The organism is Trichocoleus sp. FACHB-591 (assembly GCF_014695845.1).
Taxonomy (GTDB): Bacteria; Cyanobacteriota; Cyanobacteriia; order FACHB-46; family FACHB-46; genus Trichocoleus.
In genome coordinates, this window is record NZ_JACJPA010000010.1 from 1 (window position 1) to 16,030 (window position 16,030).

The 16,030-nt window shown below is 49.8% G+C and carries 15 protein-coding genes; 9 read left to right on the top strand and 6 right to left on the bottom strand.

All coding sequences use genetic code 11. From position 1 onward, the window contains the following. Positions 1-211: 211 nt before the first annotated feature. Positions 212-832: an SH3 domain-containing protein gene (locus tag H6F90_RS00345; protein ID WP_190549212.1), complete on the top strand. Its 621-nt coding sequence runs from the start codon at positions 212-214 to the stop codon at positions 830-832. 84 nt (positions 833-916) lie between these two features. On the opposite strand, the gene H6F90_RS00350 is transcribed toward H6F90_RS00345, so the two are convergent. The 3 genes from H6F90_RS00350 to H6F90_RS00360 all read right to left on the bottom strand — a co-directional run bounded on the left by H6F90_RS00350 (position 917) and on the right by H6F90_RS00360 (position 3,421). Further along, on the bottom strand, positions 917-2,275 hold the full coding sequence (locus tag H6F90_RS00350) for a serine hydrolase (RefSeq protein ID WP_190549214.1): 1,359 nt from the start codon (positions 2,273-2,275) through the stop codon (positions 917-919). 112 nt (positions 2,276-2,387) lie between these two features. Continuing rightward, positions 2,388-2,894, bottom strand: coding sequence for a hypothetical protein (locus H6F90_RS00355; protein ID WP_190549216.1), 507 nt, complete (start codon positions 2,892-2,894; stop codon positions 2,388-2,390). A gap of 158 nt (positions 2,895-3,052) precedes the next feature. Further along, a complete protein-coding gene (locus H6F90_RS00360) occupies positions 3,053-3,421 on the bottom strand; it encodes a hypothetical protein (protein ID WP_190437723.1) in 369 nt (122 codons plus the stop codon). A 101-nt stretch (positions 3,422-3,522) separates the two neighbouring features. Here H6F90_RS00360 and trpD point away from each other — a divergent pair, with 101 nt between their 5' ends. The 4 genes from trpD (at position 3,523) to H6F90_RS00380 (ending at position 6,617) form a co-directional block, all read left to right on the top strand. Next, a complete protein-coding gene (trpD, locus tag H6F90_RS00365) occupies positions 3,523-4,725 on the top strand; it encodes an anthranilate phosphoribosyltransferase (protein WP_370587907.1) in 1,203 nt (400 codons plus the stop codon). Positions 4,726-4,839: 114 nt separating this feature from the next. Further along, on the top strand, positions 4,840-5,358 hold the full coding sequence (locus H6F90_RS00370) for a pentapeptide repeat-containing protein (protein WP_190549218.1): 519 nt from the start codon (positions 4,840-4,842) through the stop codon (positions 5,356-5,358). Positions 5,359-5,478: 120 nt separating this feature from the next. Continuing rightward, a complete protein-coding gene (locus H6F90_RS00375) occupies positions 5,479-5,835 on the top strand; it encodes an antibiotic biosynthesis monooxygenase (RefSeq protein ID WP_190549220.1) in 357 nt (118 codons plus the stop codon). Further along, entirely contained in the window at positions 5,832-6,617 is a 786-nt protein-coding gene (locus H6F90_RS00380) for a class I SAM-dependent methyltransferase (protein WP_190549222.1), read from the top strand. The genes H6F90_RS00375 and H6F90_RS00380 overlap by 4 nt, the downstream gene beginning before the upstream one ends. 28 nt (positions 6,618-6,645) lie before the next feature. Here H6F90_RS00380 and H6F90_RS00385 read toward each other — a convergent pair whose 3' ends face one another. Next, entirely contained in the window at positions 6,646-6,927 is a 282-nt protein-coding gene (locus H6F90_RS00385) for a hypothetical protein (protein WP_190549224.1), read from the bottom strand. 177 nt (positions 6,928-7,104) lie between these two features. On the opposite strand from H6F90_RS00385, the gene H6F90_RS31325 reads away from it, so the two are divergent. The 3 genes from H6F90_RS31325 (at position 7,105) to H6F90_RS00400 (ending at position 12,888) form a co-directional block, all read left to right on the top strand. Further along, a complete protein-coding gene (locus tag H6F90_RS31325) occupies positions 7,105-8,430 on the top strand; it encodes an adenylate/guanylate cyclase domain-containing protein (RefSeq protein WP_190549226.1) in 1,326 nt (441 codons plus the stop codon). Between the two features lie 184 nt (positions 8,431-8,614). Then, positions 8,615-10,123, top strand: a complete 1,509-nt coding sequence (locus H6F90_RS00395) for a heme peroxidase family protein (protein WP_190549227.1) — start codon at positions 8,615-8,617, stop codon at positions 10,121-10,123. Between the two features lie 167 nt (positions 10,124-10,290). Next, positions 10,291-12,888 carry a U32 family peptidase gene (locus tag H6F90_RS00400; protein ID WP_190549228.1) on the top strand — a complete coding sequence of 866 codons (2,598 nt, stop codon included), beginning with the start codon at positions 10,291-10,293 and terminating at the stop codon, positions 12,886-12,888. Positions 12,889-12,893: 5 nt separating this feature from the next. Here H6F90_RS00400 and H6F90_RS00405 read toward each other — a convergent pair whose 3' ends face one another. Further along, positions 12,894-13,604, bottom strand: a complete 711-nt coding sequence (locus tag H6F90_RS00405; protein ID WP_190549229.1) for a transaldolase family protein — start codon at positions 13,602-13,604, stop codon at positions 12,894-12,896. A 604-nt stretch (positions 13,605-14,208) separates the two neighbouring features. Here H6F90_RS00405 and H6F90_RS00410 point away from each other — a divergent pair. Beyond that, entirely contained in the window at positions 14,209-14,889 is a 681-nt protein-coding gene (locus H6F90_RS00410) for a hypothetical protein (RefSeq protein WP_190549230.1), read from the top strand. Here the strand turns inward: H6F90_RS00410 and H6F90_RS00415 are convergent. Then, positions 14,882-15,955 (bottom strand): glutathione S-transferase family protein, encoded by a 1,074-nt coding sequence (locus H6F90_RS00415; RefSeq protein WP_190549231.1) that lies wholly within the window; start codon positions 15,953-15,955, stop codon positions 14,882-14,884. The genes H6F90_RS00410 and H6F90_RS00415 overlap by 8 nt on opposite strands. Positions 15,956-16,030: the final 75 nt, after the last annotated feature.

Sequence of the window (16,030 nt, forward strand, 5' to 3'; positions counted from 1 at the left end):
GTCAGCCAAGTTCGTCATCGTGTAGTTAATCGGACTGCTTAGTAAGTACTGGCAGTAATCCAGTTTGGTGAAGCTCATGCCTCTAGTTTATGTCTGTCTCTGCGTAAGTCCTGTTAGTGACAATATCTTAAATTAAGAACCCCAGCCATTCCCGAAAAAGAACTGTACGTTGCTGATTCCATAGGTGGAATACAGTTCAAACGGATAAGTTATGGAATTGAGATCGATTTCATCAATGGCGGGTGGTCTGGTGTTGTCCCTGTGTTTGGCTTTACCAGCATTGGCACAAATAGAAATGGGGACACTGCGAGGCAACCCAGGAAGCCAAATCAACGTGCGATCGCAACCCTCTACCAGTGCGCCTGCTCCTAGTTATGGCATACCAGGCGATCGCGTCCAAATTCTGAGATCAGCTCGTGGTACAGATGGCTACGCCTGGCACTATGTAGAGTTTTCCAAATCCAAAGTTCGAGGATGGGTGCGGAATGACTTGCTGATGCTCGACAGTGGCAACGGCAATCCTGTTCAGCGAGTTTCTTTTGCGCCAGGAACTTCTGCTGCCACTGTTAACGGCAGTGTTCGAGGATATGAAACGCGAGACTATCTCTTGAATGCGCGAGCAGGCCAGCGGATGACTGTTGATCTACGCAGCAATAGCACCTATATGCAGGTTGCTGTGCTCAGCCCCCAAGGAGAAACCCTATATGTGGGGACGAACTGGACAGGGAACTTACCCAGCAATGGAGATTACTTGGTACGTGTGGGGTTGGTGCGGGCAGAGGCACGACGCGATGGCGCAGGTGGCTTTAAACTAAACATCGGTGTTCGATAAAGAGCTGTGGCTTTGGTTGCTAATCTTTATGTTAGCCGTTGAGCCTTGACTCCTAGGCGATCTAAAGTTTGGAGAATAACTGCCTTATCTAGGCATTTTAGGAGCTGGTAAATCTTGGCCAGATTGATGCAAAGTTACCTTCTGAGCTTGACCTTGCTCATCTACCTCAAAAGTTAACTGAGCATCCACAATCCTCAAGAAAAAGTGCGTTGGAGAAGTAGGGTAAATTTTGAGTTTTCCCTGGCCAGTAAGCTGAACAAGAAGTTGGTCTGATTCTGCCGTAATCGCCAAAATCTTTTCTGGGGCCAACTGATATTCGCCCACATAATCTGCATAAATCGCCGGATCGATTGCCACTTCTTGATATACCTTAGGCAACTTATAAGGCTCTCCGAATGCGATCGCTGCTAAACCAGAACCAATCTCCGCCACTGCCGCATTACTCACGTTAGACAGCACAATCACCGTTACTTGGTCATCGGGATACCGGGAAATAATCGTGCAGAATCCATCAATGCTACCGCCATGAGTGATATGTTTACGGCCCAATTGCTCAGCCACAATCCAGCCGTATCCGTAATAAACCTTCTCCCCCGCCTCACTCACTGGCACTGTTGGGGCAAACATCTGAGCTTTGGCGCGATCGCCCAACACGGCTTCTGTATCTAATGCTTGGTCCCACTTATAGAGATCTTCCACCGTTGAATACAGTCCCCCTGCCCCGGTTGGCACTGACATATCGATAAACTCAGCATTACCGTACCCTGTATCCGTCAAGTCATAACCAGAGGCGCGATGCGGCAATATATCCCAATCAGTGTCATACCCTGAACTCGTCATTCCCAAAGGTTCAAAAAGGTGCGATCGCACATACTCTGCATAGGGCTGCCCAGAAACCGTTTCTAAAATGTGGGTCAACAAGGTATACCCAGAGTTGCTGTAACAATATTGACCTCCAGGTTCAAACTCCAGCGGTTTGTCTTTGAACCAAGCCACCACCTCTGCCACAGACATAGATAGACGTTTTTGGGTTGCATAGTCTGGAAAGGCAGTGTAGTTAGGAATGCCAGCCGTATGATTCAGCAATTGATGAATGGTAATGCGATCGCCGTTCGGATAGTCAGGAAGATAAGTGGCGATCGCTGCTTGCACATCCAGCAAACCCTGTGCTTGTAATTGCAGGATTGCGGCAGCGGTAAACTGCTTTGTAAGCGAGGCTAAGCGAAACTTGGTGTGGGTTGTGTTGGGCACGCTATGTTCCAAGTTAGCCATCCCATATCCCTGGCTAAACAGGATCTCTCCTCTTTGCCCTACCAATACCGCGCCCATAAATCGCTCGGTGGCAAAATGAGCGTCTAAGTAGGTCGCGATCGCTGACTGCAAGGCGCTTATATCTGTTTGCCTCGGATCTTGCCCCGTATCTTGGCCTAGATGAGGTGCCATGTCTCCCTCTCGCGAGATCTAGCAGCAGTTCGTTCCAGCGTAACAACTCACTCGCTAGGATTTCAAATTACGAATTACGAACTGCAAATTGTCACTAGCCCTATCTTCAAGTTCAATCATCTCGAAAGCCAGGGGTATCTTCCAATCGGCTTCTGGCGGTTTGGGAGACGAAGCTAGCCGTTGCGGTGGCAGGTTGAGTAGTTTGCGGCTCTAAGAAGCCTAGGAGCGTAATGGAAGGACGGCTGAAATATTTGGTCCAGGGTTGCAATCTTGGCTGTTGCTGCCAACTCACACGCGAGACGTTGGTCAAAAGGAGCGGCACTTCCTGACCATTGCGCTCCCCTAGCACACTCACGGCAACGGCTGTCGTCTCAGGGTTGTTGGCAAAAGCTTGCTCAATTGTGTTTCGAGCCAACGATTCCGCCTGCTGCATCAAATCATCAAAGCTTTGGTTGCCGACGGTGCTGAGCGTAAAACTGAGTTGTTGGGTTTCCGCAAAAGTTGCAGGAGCGATCGCGCTAAAGCTTCCTAACAGGCAGCAAAAGCCTAAGACGAGATGCTGCAAGCCAGCTATAGCCTGACAGCGACGAAAATTTGTTTGAGGCTGCAATCGTTTCATTCATCTCCACGGAGGAAGTTGATTGCTGATCAATCGCAACCAACTTCATCACTCACTTCTGCAAAGGTCGGTGTAGCACAGAGGCCTTGATTCAGATTAGCAACTGGAGATTAATGAGGCAGTAAGGCTGGGTTAACACGACGTAAATGAACGTACCATTAGCGAACGTAGACCACTCGTGAATCTAAGCCTCGCGATCGCAGGAACCAAGACAAACTTTCTGCCCCAGCCCGAGTCGGAAAAGAACCCGCATGAACATAAGGGCCTAGTTTAGAGCGAGTGATGAAAGCATCAGGAACACATTGCCGCACTGCATCCAAGGTGGCTCGGCTTTGCGAAGGAATTGCGACCACATAGGAATAGCCACTCCGTTGCCCGAGCACGATCACATCGCCTTGCTGAGTGGTATTGAAGCCAGTCACGATGGGTTGACAGGGCAGGTAGGAAATAGGCTGGGCTTGTGCCCAAGAGAGGAGGAAGTTCCAAGTAATCCAACTGCCAACACCTAGGACCAAAAATCGATTCATCACGCACTCACGCGACTGGGGCTAATTACTCTGAAGTTATCATCCTGTCTGAGTTTTAGAACTAAACTTTTGCCCAAACTTTAGTAACAGCAAGTAAAGAATTGATTAACCAAATTTTTGCCACCCGCGATCGCTCAGAGGTACCCTCGCAACCTGCCCCAGCAGCTTGTACTATACGTAAGGAACTCATCGCCCTAATTGTCTCTCCTATGTCTGTCACCTCGGCTGCTGACTCTAGCTTGTTAACCGCTGACTCGCCATTGTGGCCTCAATTGCTCCAACAACTGCTAGACCGTCAATCTCTAGCAACAGAGGAGGCTGCAACGCTGATGCGTGGCTGGCTGAGCGAGATAATTCCACCTGTGTTGTCAGGCGCAATTTTGGCGGCAATTCAGGCCAAAGGAGTGTCTGCTACTGAGTTAGCAGGAATGGCCCAGGTATTGCAGTCCCAGTCTGCGGCGAGTGGCATGACTTTGCCAAAATTTTCAACGCCCCTGATCGATACCTGTGGTACCGGGGGAGATGGCGCTTCAACGTTCAATATCTCTACAGCAGTGGCATTTGTGGCGGCAGTGGCTGGGGTGTCTGTCGCCAAGCACGGCAACCGTTCTGCCTCTAGCAAAGTGGGGTCGGCGGATGTCTTGGAAGCCTTAGGCGTCAATCTCGCTGCTAGTCCAGAACAGGTGCAAGCGGCTCTACAAAACGTGGGCATTACCTTCTTGTTTGCCGTGGGCTGGCACCCAGCCCTGAAGGGAGTGGCTCCCCTGCGTAGAACTTTGAAAGTTCGTACCATTTTTAACTTGCTGGGGCCTTTAGTCAACCCGCTTAGACCCACCGGACAAGTCATTGGCGTGTGCGAGCCTCATCTGGTGGATGCGATCGCGGACGCTTTGAATCAACTTGGCATCCAGCGAGCGATCGTCCTCCATGGGCGAGAAAGGCTAGATGAAGCAGGTTTGGCAGATGTGACAGATTTGGCGGTGCTGGCTAATCAAACGGTACAGAAAGTGACGCTGAATCCTCAAGATTTGGGGTTGGAGTTTGCGCCCACCAGTGCGTTGAAAGGCGGGGACTTAGCAGAAAACGCTGCGATCTTGAAAGCAGTGTTGCAAGGAAAAGGCACAACCGCTCAACGGGATGCGGTGGCTCTGAATGCGGCCTTGGCTTTACAAGTGGGCGAGCAACTGCCCGAAACGGCTGATCCGCTAGATGCTTGTGCCAAGGGAGTTGCGATCGCTAAAGAAATTCTGCAAAGCGGAGCCGCTTGGGCCAAATTGGAACAGTTAGTTGAGTTTTTACAATAATCGTCTTTACCCAGTGAACTTCGCAGTACGCTAGAAATCAACACCTAATGCTGGAAGGTTGTAGTGGATTGCCACTACAAAAGCGAGATCTTTAACTGGGTGAAAGCGATCGCTATGAATACTGAAGAACTGAAGCAGCGCTATCAATCTGGGGAACGCAATTTTAGCCAAACTCACTTAAACCAAACCAACCTGCAACGGCTGAAATTAGGGGCAGTAGACCTCAGCCGCGCCAGTTTGGTTAAGAGCAACTTGCAGAAAGTGAACTTAGAAGATGCCAACCTCGGTGGAGTCAATCTGTATCGGGCTAATTTAAGCAAGTCTCGTTTGCAGCGTGTCAACCTCAACAAGGCGATTTTGGGAGAGGCCAATCTGAGCGAAGCCAATCTCTATCGCGCTAGTTTAATTCAAGCGGATCTTTGTGCCGCCAACCTGAGCAAAGCGGTGTTAAATCACGCTCAACTCAGCGGCGCGGACCTAAGAAAAGCCAACTTGAGTCACGCTCGTTTATCTTGGGCCAACCTACGGAAGGTAAATTTGCACCAAGCTCAGCTAGAGGGCGCAGACTTGAGTGACGCTAAGTTCTGTAACACCATCATGCCAGATGGCAGTCTCAGGAATGATGATTGCTAGTATTACACCACATTAGACTGGTGGGGTTGCGCTGAGCCAAAAGGTTGAGCTAGAAGGCTGGGCCAGCATCTATTTTTACCCTGTCCAAATCTAAATTTTGATTTCACTGCGAAAGTTACCATGACAGATTTCAACGACTGTTTAAACCATCGCATCGCCCAAGTTGCGATTGGTGAGTTCCATGCGGGCACCTTTGCCGAAGCGAAACGCCTCTATGACGAAGCAGTTTCAACCTACGGAGAAGGGTTTAAGGAAGCTTATTTGCTGCAAGAACAAGGCACTGACAAAGGTATCTCGGTGATTCTTTGGGATAGCGAAGACAGCATGAAAGCCAACGTCAACGATGCTTATAAATCGATCCTGAAGAAACTGCTGCCTTTATTTGTCAGCCCCCCCAGCTTGAGAACCTATGAGGTAGTTAGTGAGGTGCGGGCTTCTGAGGCAGAAGCAGTCGAGGCTGAAGCATCTAAAGTATGAGCGTGAGTGGCATCAGCGATCGCTCTCTGCTATCAAAAGCTCTTGTTAAACGGGCGATCGCGTTTCTGGTCATCATTGGCTTGGGGTTATGGCTCACCATTGTCAGTCCCCTGCCTGCTGCCGCTAGTGCAGATGTTGCCAGTGTTTACCAGCAGCGCGATCGCCACCGTTCTGACGGCATCGGCAAAATCTACATGGGCCGAGAGATTGCTCAGGTGATGGGTCATCAGGGAGCCGCTTGGCTAGAGCGGTCGAGTCGCAGTTGGGAAGAGCAACCGCAACGAGTTGTAGAAGCGCTGGATCTCCAACCGTCGGATGTGGTGGCGGATATTGGAGCGGGCACAGGCTACTTCAGTTTTCGGCTCAGTCCGTTGGTACCAACCGGGAAAGTTTTGGCGGTTGATGTGCAACCGGAGATGATTGAGATTCTCAACTTTCTCAAGCAGGAAAACCAAGCAACCAATGTTGAACCCGTTCTGGGCACGGTGCAAGATCCGCATCTTCCTGTTGCCAGCGTAGATCTGGCATTAATGGTGGATGCTTATCACGAATTTGAGTATCCCCAAGAAATGATGACGGCGCTGGTGCGATCGCTCAAACTCGGAGGCAGGGTGGTACTCGTAGAATACCGAGGTGAGAATCCCCTGATTGCGATCAAAGCGCTCCACAAAATGACTCAGCGGCAGGTCAAGAAGGAGATGCAGGCAGTAGGTTTAGTTTGGCAAGAAACCAAAAACTTACTACCGCAACAACATCTAATGATTTTTCGTAAGCTTGCTTAGGGCGCGATCGCCCCACTCTAAACCCTGCTTAAGCTAAGGCAGGAGGAATTACCGTTGCCTGGCTAGTAGAGCTGTTCCACACAATCCAACCACAAGTACCCTCAGCTTCGGGTTCGCTCTGGCTGACCTTAAAATAGAGCTTGTCCCCGGTGCGAGGTTCGATCGCAAAGTCAGCATTTTGAGCATACACCACCTTAAAACCCCGATCTCTAAGGCAGTAAGTCGCCCAAGCCTTTAGAGAGTGTTTGGCTGGCTCAAAGGGAATGGGAGGATTGTGAAAGACAGTCTCAATCGCAGCGATCAGTGACACAGGACTCGATCCTTTAGAAAACGGCTAGATACTTGGCTTGGTTCAGCCAGTTTGTACTAGTTACTTCTCTAGTATCTCCGAGGATGGCTCCGGAAATGAATCTATAAGGTTTTGAGTTGGGAATACTGCCAGTATTTAGGGTGGTAGCGGACCCATCCAATTGGAGAGCCAAAGAGTGTGAAGAAGCCCGTGGGAAAATTCATTCACCAGTTCAGGCAATGGTTACCCACCCTACTGGAAGCGCCTAGCGAGGTGGAGTTTAATAACTACTGGGCATGGCGACGGCGCTTTCTTTACAAGCGTTTAAGTTTAGGTTTGGGATTGGGGCTACTCTACTTTTCAGGATTGACAGGGCTGTACCTAATCCAAATGATGTTGGGCGATCGCTCCTTGAATGCGGCTGTAGTCAAGAATTTACTGACAGCGTTGAGCATGGCGAGTTGGCTGGTCTGGCTGCAATTGCCTGTCGGAAAGCGCCAGCAAGCGATCGCCTTTCTGGGACTCTCTTGGTCCATAACTATGCTCACCAATGTCCCCTCGGCGCTCGATCCGGTGATCATTCCGGATCTAAAGGGTTGGACAATTACCTTCTTTGCTCAAGCCACAATTATTCCGTTTCGCTGGCGGCTCCATCTCCTTTCACAACTGGGAGCCTATGCCTTCTTCTTTTCGACCAGTTGGCTTATGAGCCAGCAGTTTTTGCCTACCAACATCTCAGCCACGGGTTTTCTGTTCGACATGGGATGGATTTGTCTCATGTCAACTTTGGTGGTGTATCTCTATGAGCGCCTATCTAAAGCTGAATTCCAAACTCGCTACAGGCTCAGACAAGAACAACAGCGATCGGAACAGTTACTCCTCAACATCCTCCCTCCCTCCATTGCCGAGCGCTTGCTCAAACAACAACAGACGATCGCTGATAGTTTCGCGGAGGTGACGGTGCTATTTGCGGATATTGTCGGCTTTACTCAACTCTCAACCCAAATGTCACCGTCTGAGGTGGTCAACCTACTCAACCAAGTCTTCTCCCGCTTTGATGAGTTAGCCGAATATCATGGGCTGGAAAAGATTAAGACCATTGGCGATTCTTACATGGTGGTGGCTGGGCTACCCCAACACCGCATCGATCATGCCTCCGCGATCGCCCAGATGGCCTTGGCAATGCACCAAGCGCTGAAGCAGCTCAACACTCAGACAGGACATACGCTAGAGATTCGGACAGGGATTCATACTGGGCCTGTGGTAGCGGGGATTATTGGCCTGAAAAAATTTGCCTACGACCTATGGGGCGATACCGTCAACACCGCCAGCCGCATGGAATCCCAAGGCTTGCCAGGAGAGATTCAGGTCAGCGAGACTACCTATGAGTGCTTGAAACAGCAGTATGTTTTTGAGGAGCGGGGCAGTATCGCCATTAAGGGAAAAGGAGAGATGAACACCTATCTGCTGAGAGGAAAATGTGCGCCTGAAGCGATCGCCGTTGAGCAGACAAATTTAATATAACTTTGCGGCTGGTGAGTGGCAGGCCCAGGGAGTTTACGTAGCTTTAAAAAGTGTGCAGACTTGTCATGATTTTGTTTTTCCTGGGTCCAAATAGTTAGATTCGATACACTTTTCGCTGATTCGGGTGAGGGCAACCCACCATCAGCAAATTTTGAATAGAGATCTAACATTAGGAGAATAAATTATGACTCGTCATGGACAAATGCCTCTCGGTGGTGAGAATCCTCCTCGCTCCACTTACTACGACCAAGGCAAGTTCGGACGGCTTTTTCCTTCACTTCCCCCCTTTGCAATGGATAGCCCCCAGCTCCGGGAAGCCCTGAAGGACATTGGCAAAAAGGGTGGCATTATGGACCCCAAAGACGATCTAGACGATCCAGTCGGTCTCATCACTAACCCAGCGAAGAACGTAGAGAATCCTAATAATCCTAATTTGACGGCTGGAATCACGTTTTTGGGTCAGTTCCTCGATCATGATATGACCTTTGATACAACTTCTAGCCTGGAGCGGCAACAAGACCCGGAATCGATCGCGAACTTTCGGGCACCCTTCCTTGAACTCGATAATCTATACGGTTCTGGACCAAATGCCTCGCCTCACCTGTACGACCAATCTGGCAATGGTGGGGGAATCAAGTTCTTAGTAGAACCGATTCCTGGCTCCGATGCGATCGCTCGTGACGGCAAGCTAAAATTCGATTTGCCACGCAATAGCCAGAATACTGCCTTGATTGGCGATCCTCGCAACGATGAAAACCTGATTGTCTCGCAACTCCACCTAGCCTTTCTCAAGTTTCATAATGCAGTGGTGGACCATGTGAAAGCAAAAACGGGTTGGACCAACCCAATGGAGGTATTTGCCGAGGCCCAGCGCTTGGTACGATGGCACTACCAGTGGATTATCATCCATGAATTTCTCCCTGCCACAGTCGGCCACAAAATAGTGGAGAAGGTACTGGATAAAGGGCGAAAGTTCTATGATTGGCGCAATCTGCCCTTTATCCCGGTTGAGTTTTCTGTCGCAGCGTATCGATTTGGGCATTCTCAGGTGCGCCCCAGCTACCGCGCTAACTTTGGCCCCAAGGCAGATGATAGCGGTCAATTTATCGCTCTAATCTTTGATGATGGTCGCCAGGGTTCACCCAGTTCAGATGCTTCCGACCCCAATGACTTACGGGGTGGCAAACGCGCGGCTCGTCGGTTTATCGACTGGCAAACCTTCTTTGACTTCGGAGATAAGCGAGTTCGCCCCAACAAAAAAATTGATACTCAGCTTTCTTCGGTGCTCTTTGACTTGCCGGGAATTCCGGGAACTGAACCACAATCATTGGCCCAGCGTAACTTGCTACGGCAACTTACCTTCAGTATGCCGTCAGGACAGCGGGTAGCCAAAGCCATGAAAGAAGATATCCTCTCCCCAGGAGATTTAGATGACCTCAAACCCTATCAATTGGAGACCCGGACTCCGCTCTGGTTCTATATTCTGCGAGAAGCAGATGTGCTTGGTGATGATGGCAAGCGTTTGGGTCCAGTAGGGGGTCGCATTGTGGCTGAGGTGTTTATTGGTCTGCTAGAAGGAGATCGGCATTCCTACGTGCGGCAAGACCCGGCATGGCAGCCAACTTTGGGCAACGGTGGCAAGTTCACAATGGTTGATTTGCTGAAATTTGCAGGCGTTGTCACCAACCTGTAGTTCCACCATGCAATCAGGGTGCAGCTTAACCAAACTAGTCAGATGGCGATCGCGCAAGCTCAAATTAACAATCCTGAGCGATCGCCCCTGACTCAAAACTAACAACGATATGATGGCTAAAGACTCCCTCGCGGTTGGCGATCGCCATCTGATTCGTGCCAGTTCCCATGAATATTGCTCACCCAGCCACTGACTCCAGCTCATCTACCTTTCATCGTCCCGAACTGCTGGCTCCGGCGGGAAATTGGGACTGTGCCAAAGCTGCTGTAGAGAATGGAGCTGATGCGATTTATTTTGGCTTAGATCGCTTCAACGCCCGGATGCGAGCGCAAAACTTCACCGAAGCTGACTTGCCAAAGCTGATGGAGTTTCTGCACCGACGCGGCGTGAAAGGGTACGTCACGCTCAACACTCTGATCTTTCCCAACGAACTCACCGAAGCTGAGCAGTATCTCCACACCATCATTGCCGCTGGAGTAGATGCAGCGATCGTGCAAGATGTGGGAATCTGTCGCCTGATTCGGCATCTGTCGCCTGATTTCCCCATTCACGCCTCCACTCAAATGACTGTGACCAGCGCCGCAGGAGTGGAATTCGCCAAAGATCTTGGCTGCCACTTGGTCGTGTTGGCGCGGGAATGCTCTCTGAAAGAAATCAACAAAATTCAAGCCCAGATTGCTGAGCAAGAAGTGGCGTTGCCGCTGGAAGTGTTTGTGCATGGGGCGCTCTGTGTGGCTTATTCGGGCCAGTGCTTAACCAGTGAGTCATTGGGCGGGCGATCGGCCAATCGAGGTGAGTGCGCTCAAGCTTGCCGCATGACCTACGAGCTGATTGCCGATGGGCAAACGGTGGATTTGGGCGATCGCAAATACTTACTCAGCCCTCAAGACTTGGCAGGGTTGGATGTGTTGCCAGAACTTGTAAAAACGGGAGTTACTAGCCTCAAGATTGAAGGCCGCCTGAAAGCGCCGGAATATGTGGCGAATGTCACGCGGGTTTATCGGGAAGCTCTCGATCGCGTCATGGCTGGTCTGGGAGAACCTAACCCCCTAGCCCCCTTCCCCCGCAGGGAAGGGGGAAACAAACAGTCTTACCAAACTGAGCAGGGACAAGACCATTACAACTTGGAGATGGCTTTCTCACGGGGGCTTTCGACGGGCTGGTTTCGAGGCATTGATAATCAAGAACTCGTGCATGCTCGCTTTGGCAAGAAGCGGGGAGTGTATTTGGGCGAAATCACTCGTATCCGTCAAGAGCAGATTACGGTGCGGCTGGAAGCTCCAGTGAAGCCAGGAGATGGCATTGTGTTTGACAGCGGTCATCCCGAAGCCAAGGAAGAAGGAGGCCGCATCTACACCGTTGATTTGCGCGGGCCAGAAGCTACATTAACCTTCGGTCGCGAGGCGCTGAACCTCCGCCGTATTCACGTGGGCGATCGCGTTTGGAAAACCAATGACCCCGAACTCGATCGGGAGATTCGCCAAACTTATTCCGGCGAGCATCCCCAATTTCAGCGTCCCATTCAGGTGGAAGTTCACGGTGAGGTTGGGCAATCCCTAATTGCGATCGCCCGTGATGGATTGGGGCATGTGGTTCAGGTGGAATCCACCATGTCATTGGTAGAAGCCCACAACAAGCCTTTGACCACAGAGCGCTTGCAAGAACAATTAGGGCGGCTGGGTAACACTCCCTTCGAACTAGGAGGCCTAACCAACCACATAACTGGAAACGTTATGCTGCCCGTGAGTGAATTGAATCGGCTACGGCGGGAGATGGTCGTTCAATTAGAGGAATTGAGAGCACAACCCAAACGTTGGCAATTGCGATCGCCAGCTTCTTGGCAAGAGCTATTATCTCAACCTCTCTCTACGCTCAAAGCTCAGGCTAATTCACAGGTGCAAACACCCGAACTTGTAGTTCTAGTCCGAAACCTGAAACAGTTACAAGTAGCTTTGGCGGCAGGAATTCAGACCCTCTACTGCGAATTTGAAGATCCAAGAGCTTACCGAGATGCAGTCCAAATGGTGAGGAAGGAGAAGAATGAGAAAGCTTTTTCATCTCTTCCCTCTATCTATGTCGCCCCGCCGCGCATTACCAAAGCTGGGGAGAACTGGATTCTGCAACAGCTGAAAGCTTGCGATGCGGATGGCTATCTGGTGCGAAATTATGACCAGTTGCAATTTTTTGGAGGCGATCGCTGTATTGGTGATTTCTCTCTCAACGTTGCCAATCCCTTAACCGCAGGTTATTTCAAGCAGCGCTATGGGTTGGAGCGTCTCACGGCTTCCTATGATTTGAACATGGCTCAGTTAGAAGCGCTGTTGACTAGCTGCCCTGCGGATTGGTTTGAGGTGACTGTACATCAACATATGCCGATGTTCCACATGGAGCATTGTGTGTTTTGTGCATTTCTCTCCGAAGGGACGGACTATACCAACTGTGGCCGACCTTGTGAGGAACATGAAGTAACACTACGCGATCGCGTTGGCACAGAACATATCTTGCAAGCCGATGCGGGCTGTCGTAACACTGTGTTCAATGGCACAGCCCAAACTGGGGCCGAATATGTGCAACATCTCCTGAAGCTAGGAGTGCGGCACTTCCGAATTGAGTTTGTCAACGAAGCGCCAGAGCAGGTAGCACAAACGATTCAGCGCTATCAACAACTGCTGCAAGGAGAGATCACGGGTGCCCAACTTTGGCGAGAATTACGACTTCAAAATCAGTTAGGGGTAACGCGAGGACCATTGGAAACGCGATCATAATCCGGCTAGTTGGCTCCAATGCGTAATGCTGCTTGCTGGAAATCTGTGGCGGCTTGCTGAGTAGCAGCAACTTCAAAAAAGGCAGCGGCGATCGCGGGAGAGAAGGTGAACGTATCTAACCCGTGAGTGGCGAGAAAGGTGATGTCGTCTACACTGCGGATGCTGGCAACTAGGAGACGAGTGGCACTATTAACCCCAGCGAGCGATCGCTGCATTGCCACTAAATCTTCTCGTCCATTATGACCTAAATCGTTGATCCGACCCAAATAAGGAGCCGCATAGGCGCCTCCTAGCGCCGCAGCCATCAGAACTTGGTGGACCGCATAAACAGCAGTCAACGTGATGGGAATGCCTGCCGCTATTAACTGTGCTGCTGCTGTCGTTCCAACTTGGGTGATCGGAACCTTCACCACGACTCGCTGATCAATCGCTGCCAAGCGTTGGCCTGTACTCACCAATGCCTCTACAGTATCACCCCACGTCTGGAGTTGGATTTCCTTGGCTCCTAGGGCGAAAGCTTGTTCAGCTAACAGTTTTAATTGTTCTACTGTGCAAGGCACCTGCGATCGCTCTAGCAACAGCGGATTGGTGGTGATGCCGTAAAACAGACCTGTAGGTAACCAAATCTGCCACTGCTTTGGATCAGCAGTATCTAGGCACAAACGAATCTGACGAGAAGCAAAATTAACTGAGGTAGGGCGATCGCGGTCTATCATGAAAGTTTCAAAAACCAGAATTGTAACATTTCACTCCATTGGTAGAGCAACCTTCAGGCTATAGTGACCGAAAAATCACCCTTGAGGGTACTGCGACAGCATGGGAACAGTTGGCATGGTGAAGGAAAGAATATCTTTAGATGAATCTTTTATTATTTATCTCTCTTGCTTTAAGCGCTAACTTGCCAAGGAAATGCGATGGAACTATCTTTAGGGCTGTTGAAGTCACTATTAGTTGCATTAGAGTTTATAGACTTCTTGCTGACACCCTTTGGGCTGACAATTTTGCTTACCTTAAGTAGCTATTATTGGCTGCTTCAAGTGTTAAAAGGTGTTTGTACATGAATTTGAAGAGGCTGAAACAGGCTGTAGGCATGATTCTCCCTAACTTCTTTAAAAAGGAAGACTTAGGGAGACCGAAACAATCATTTATAAACACTTTCTAAACAGAGGCAGAATTTGAAGCGATATGACAGACACAAATTCTCACGACGCTATTCAGACGCGGCTACAGTATACATACACTCTGTTTCAAAATATTCGGCAAAGATTTAATACAGTTACCATCGAACGAGGGGGGTACGAACGAGCAGGCGTTACTTCTATGTATGTTCGTAAATATGGATTAAAAGCCTACGCATTTTTAGGTGGTGCTAAAACCTGTACGGTAGAGTCTACTTTTACTGAAGAACAGGAGCGGTATATCAACGAAGCCCTCACATCACTTACAGGGTTTATTGTTGGTAAATATGCCAATTGCCCCTTTGCGGATAGGGTGATTCATTATTACGTTCATAGCACGGCACCTTTCTTCGTCCTAGCGATGTTGAAAAGCACGGAAGAAACGCTGAAGGAGTACCTGGAAGCTAAACCAGAGGATTCTGCGATTTTGGATGCGATTTTTCGCGTGGCAGGCGGCGAAGGATTTCGTGATTTGATGCGAATTTACGGAGTCCGTCTGCTGGATGGAATTTTAACCAATACAAAAGTGCCGCAGCCTAACAATTTAGTCTTCGTTGATATTCATGATTGCTATCGTCAAGATGACTCAGGAAGAACAGTTTCAGCTAAGTACGAAGTGTGGTGTCCCGGACGCAGGTTAGCACGGGCCTATCTCAACCAGTGCCAGATAGCGGCACAGAAACTAGTTCATGAACATGGGGTTCGTTTTGCCCCAAGTACTAGCGAAGAATTCCAAGCATTTCCTCAGGAACTAAGTATCTATATGAAACAGTCCCTGCAAAATATCGTTGCTCCCGTACTACAAAGATGTGGTGTCATCTGATATTAGAGAGGCGATCGCGGCCATGCGGCTCCCGGAGATTGGTAATATCAGGCCCTAGAGGAATGATGCCACCAGGATTGAGTGGAAACAAATTGCCGTAGTAGTCCTGCTTTACAGCCTCTAAATTGCAGGTATCTGCTACACCTGGCAGTTGGTAAAGGTCGCGCAAATAAGGCCCTAAATTTTTATAGTCTTGAATTCGACGCTGATTGCACTTAAATAGACCGTAATACACCACATCAAAGCGGAATAAAGTAGTGAACAAACGCACATCTGCCAAAGTTACGCGATCGCCACAGAGATAACGGCTCGTTTCTAAAGCCGCATCAATCTCATCTAAAGCTCCGAACAACTCCTCACAAGCTTCTTGATACGCAGCCTGGGTTTGGGCAAAACCGCAACGATACACGCCATTGTTCACAGCGTCATAGGTTTTCTCATTCCAAGCATCAATCTTTTTCTGGAGATCTGAGGGATAGAGATCCAAAGCTGGTTGTTGAGCGAACTGATTCAACTCTGAGTTCAACATCACGATGATCTCGGCACTTTCGTTATTCACAATAGTGTTGGTTTCCATATCCCAAAACACCGGAACCGTACAGCGTCCGCTATAACCTGGTTGCGCGAGTTCATACAGATCTGCCAAGCTGCGACATCCTAACTCTGGTTGGTTGAGTACCCAACCTCCCTCCGTGGGGGAAGGAGAGACAATGGTGATCGCGATCGCATCTTCGAGTTGCTTGAGGGCTCGTACCACGAGAGTCCGGTGCGCCCAAGGGCACCCTAGCCCTACATAGAGTTTGTAGCGTCCAATTGCAGGTTGGTAAGAATTATCTACCGCTGTACTAATAAAGTTGCGGAATTGGCTGCTAGGCCGCACATAGGCTCCCGATTGATTCCGAGGAGCCAGTTGGGACATCATCAGGTGCCACATGGTACTCCAGGTAAACTTACCAAACTGAATGATCAGTTTAGGTGGGAGAGCTCTACGCTTTTTTTTGGCCGTTCCAACAGATGCGGGCTTGACTTCGCTGGATGCGGTTGGGGTAGGAGTGGGCTGGGACATGGCACCAAAGATGGAAATGAGTTGAGCAGGGCTGGCAATATCTCTAACTTAACGCGAAGGTTTGAATACGAAGGG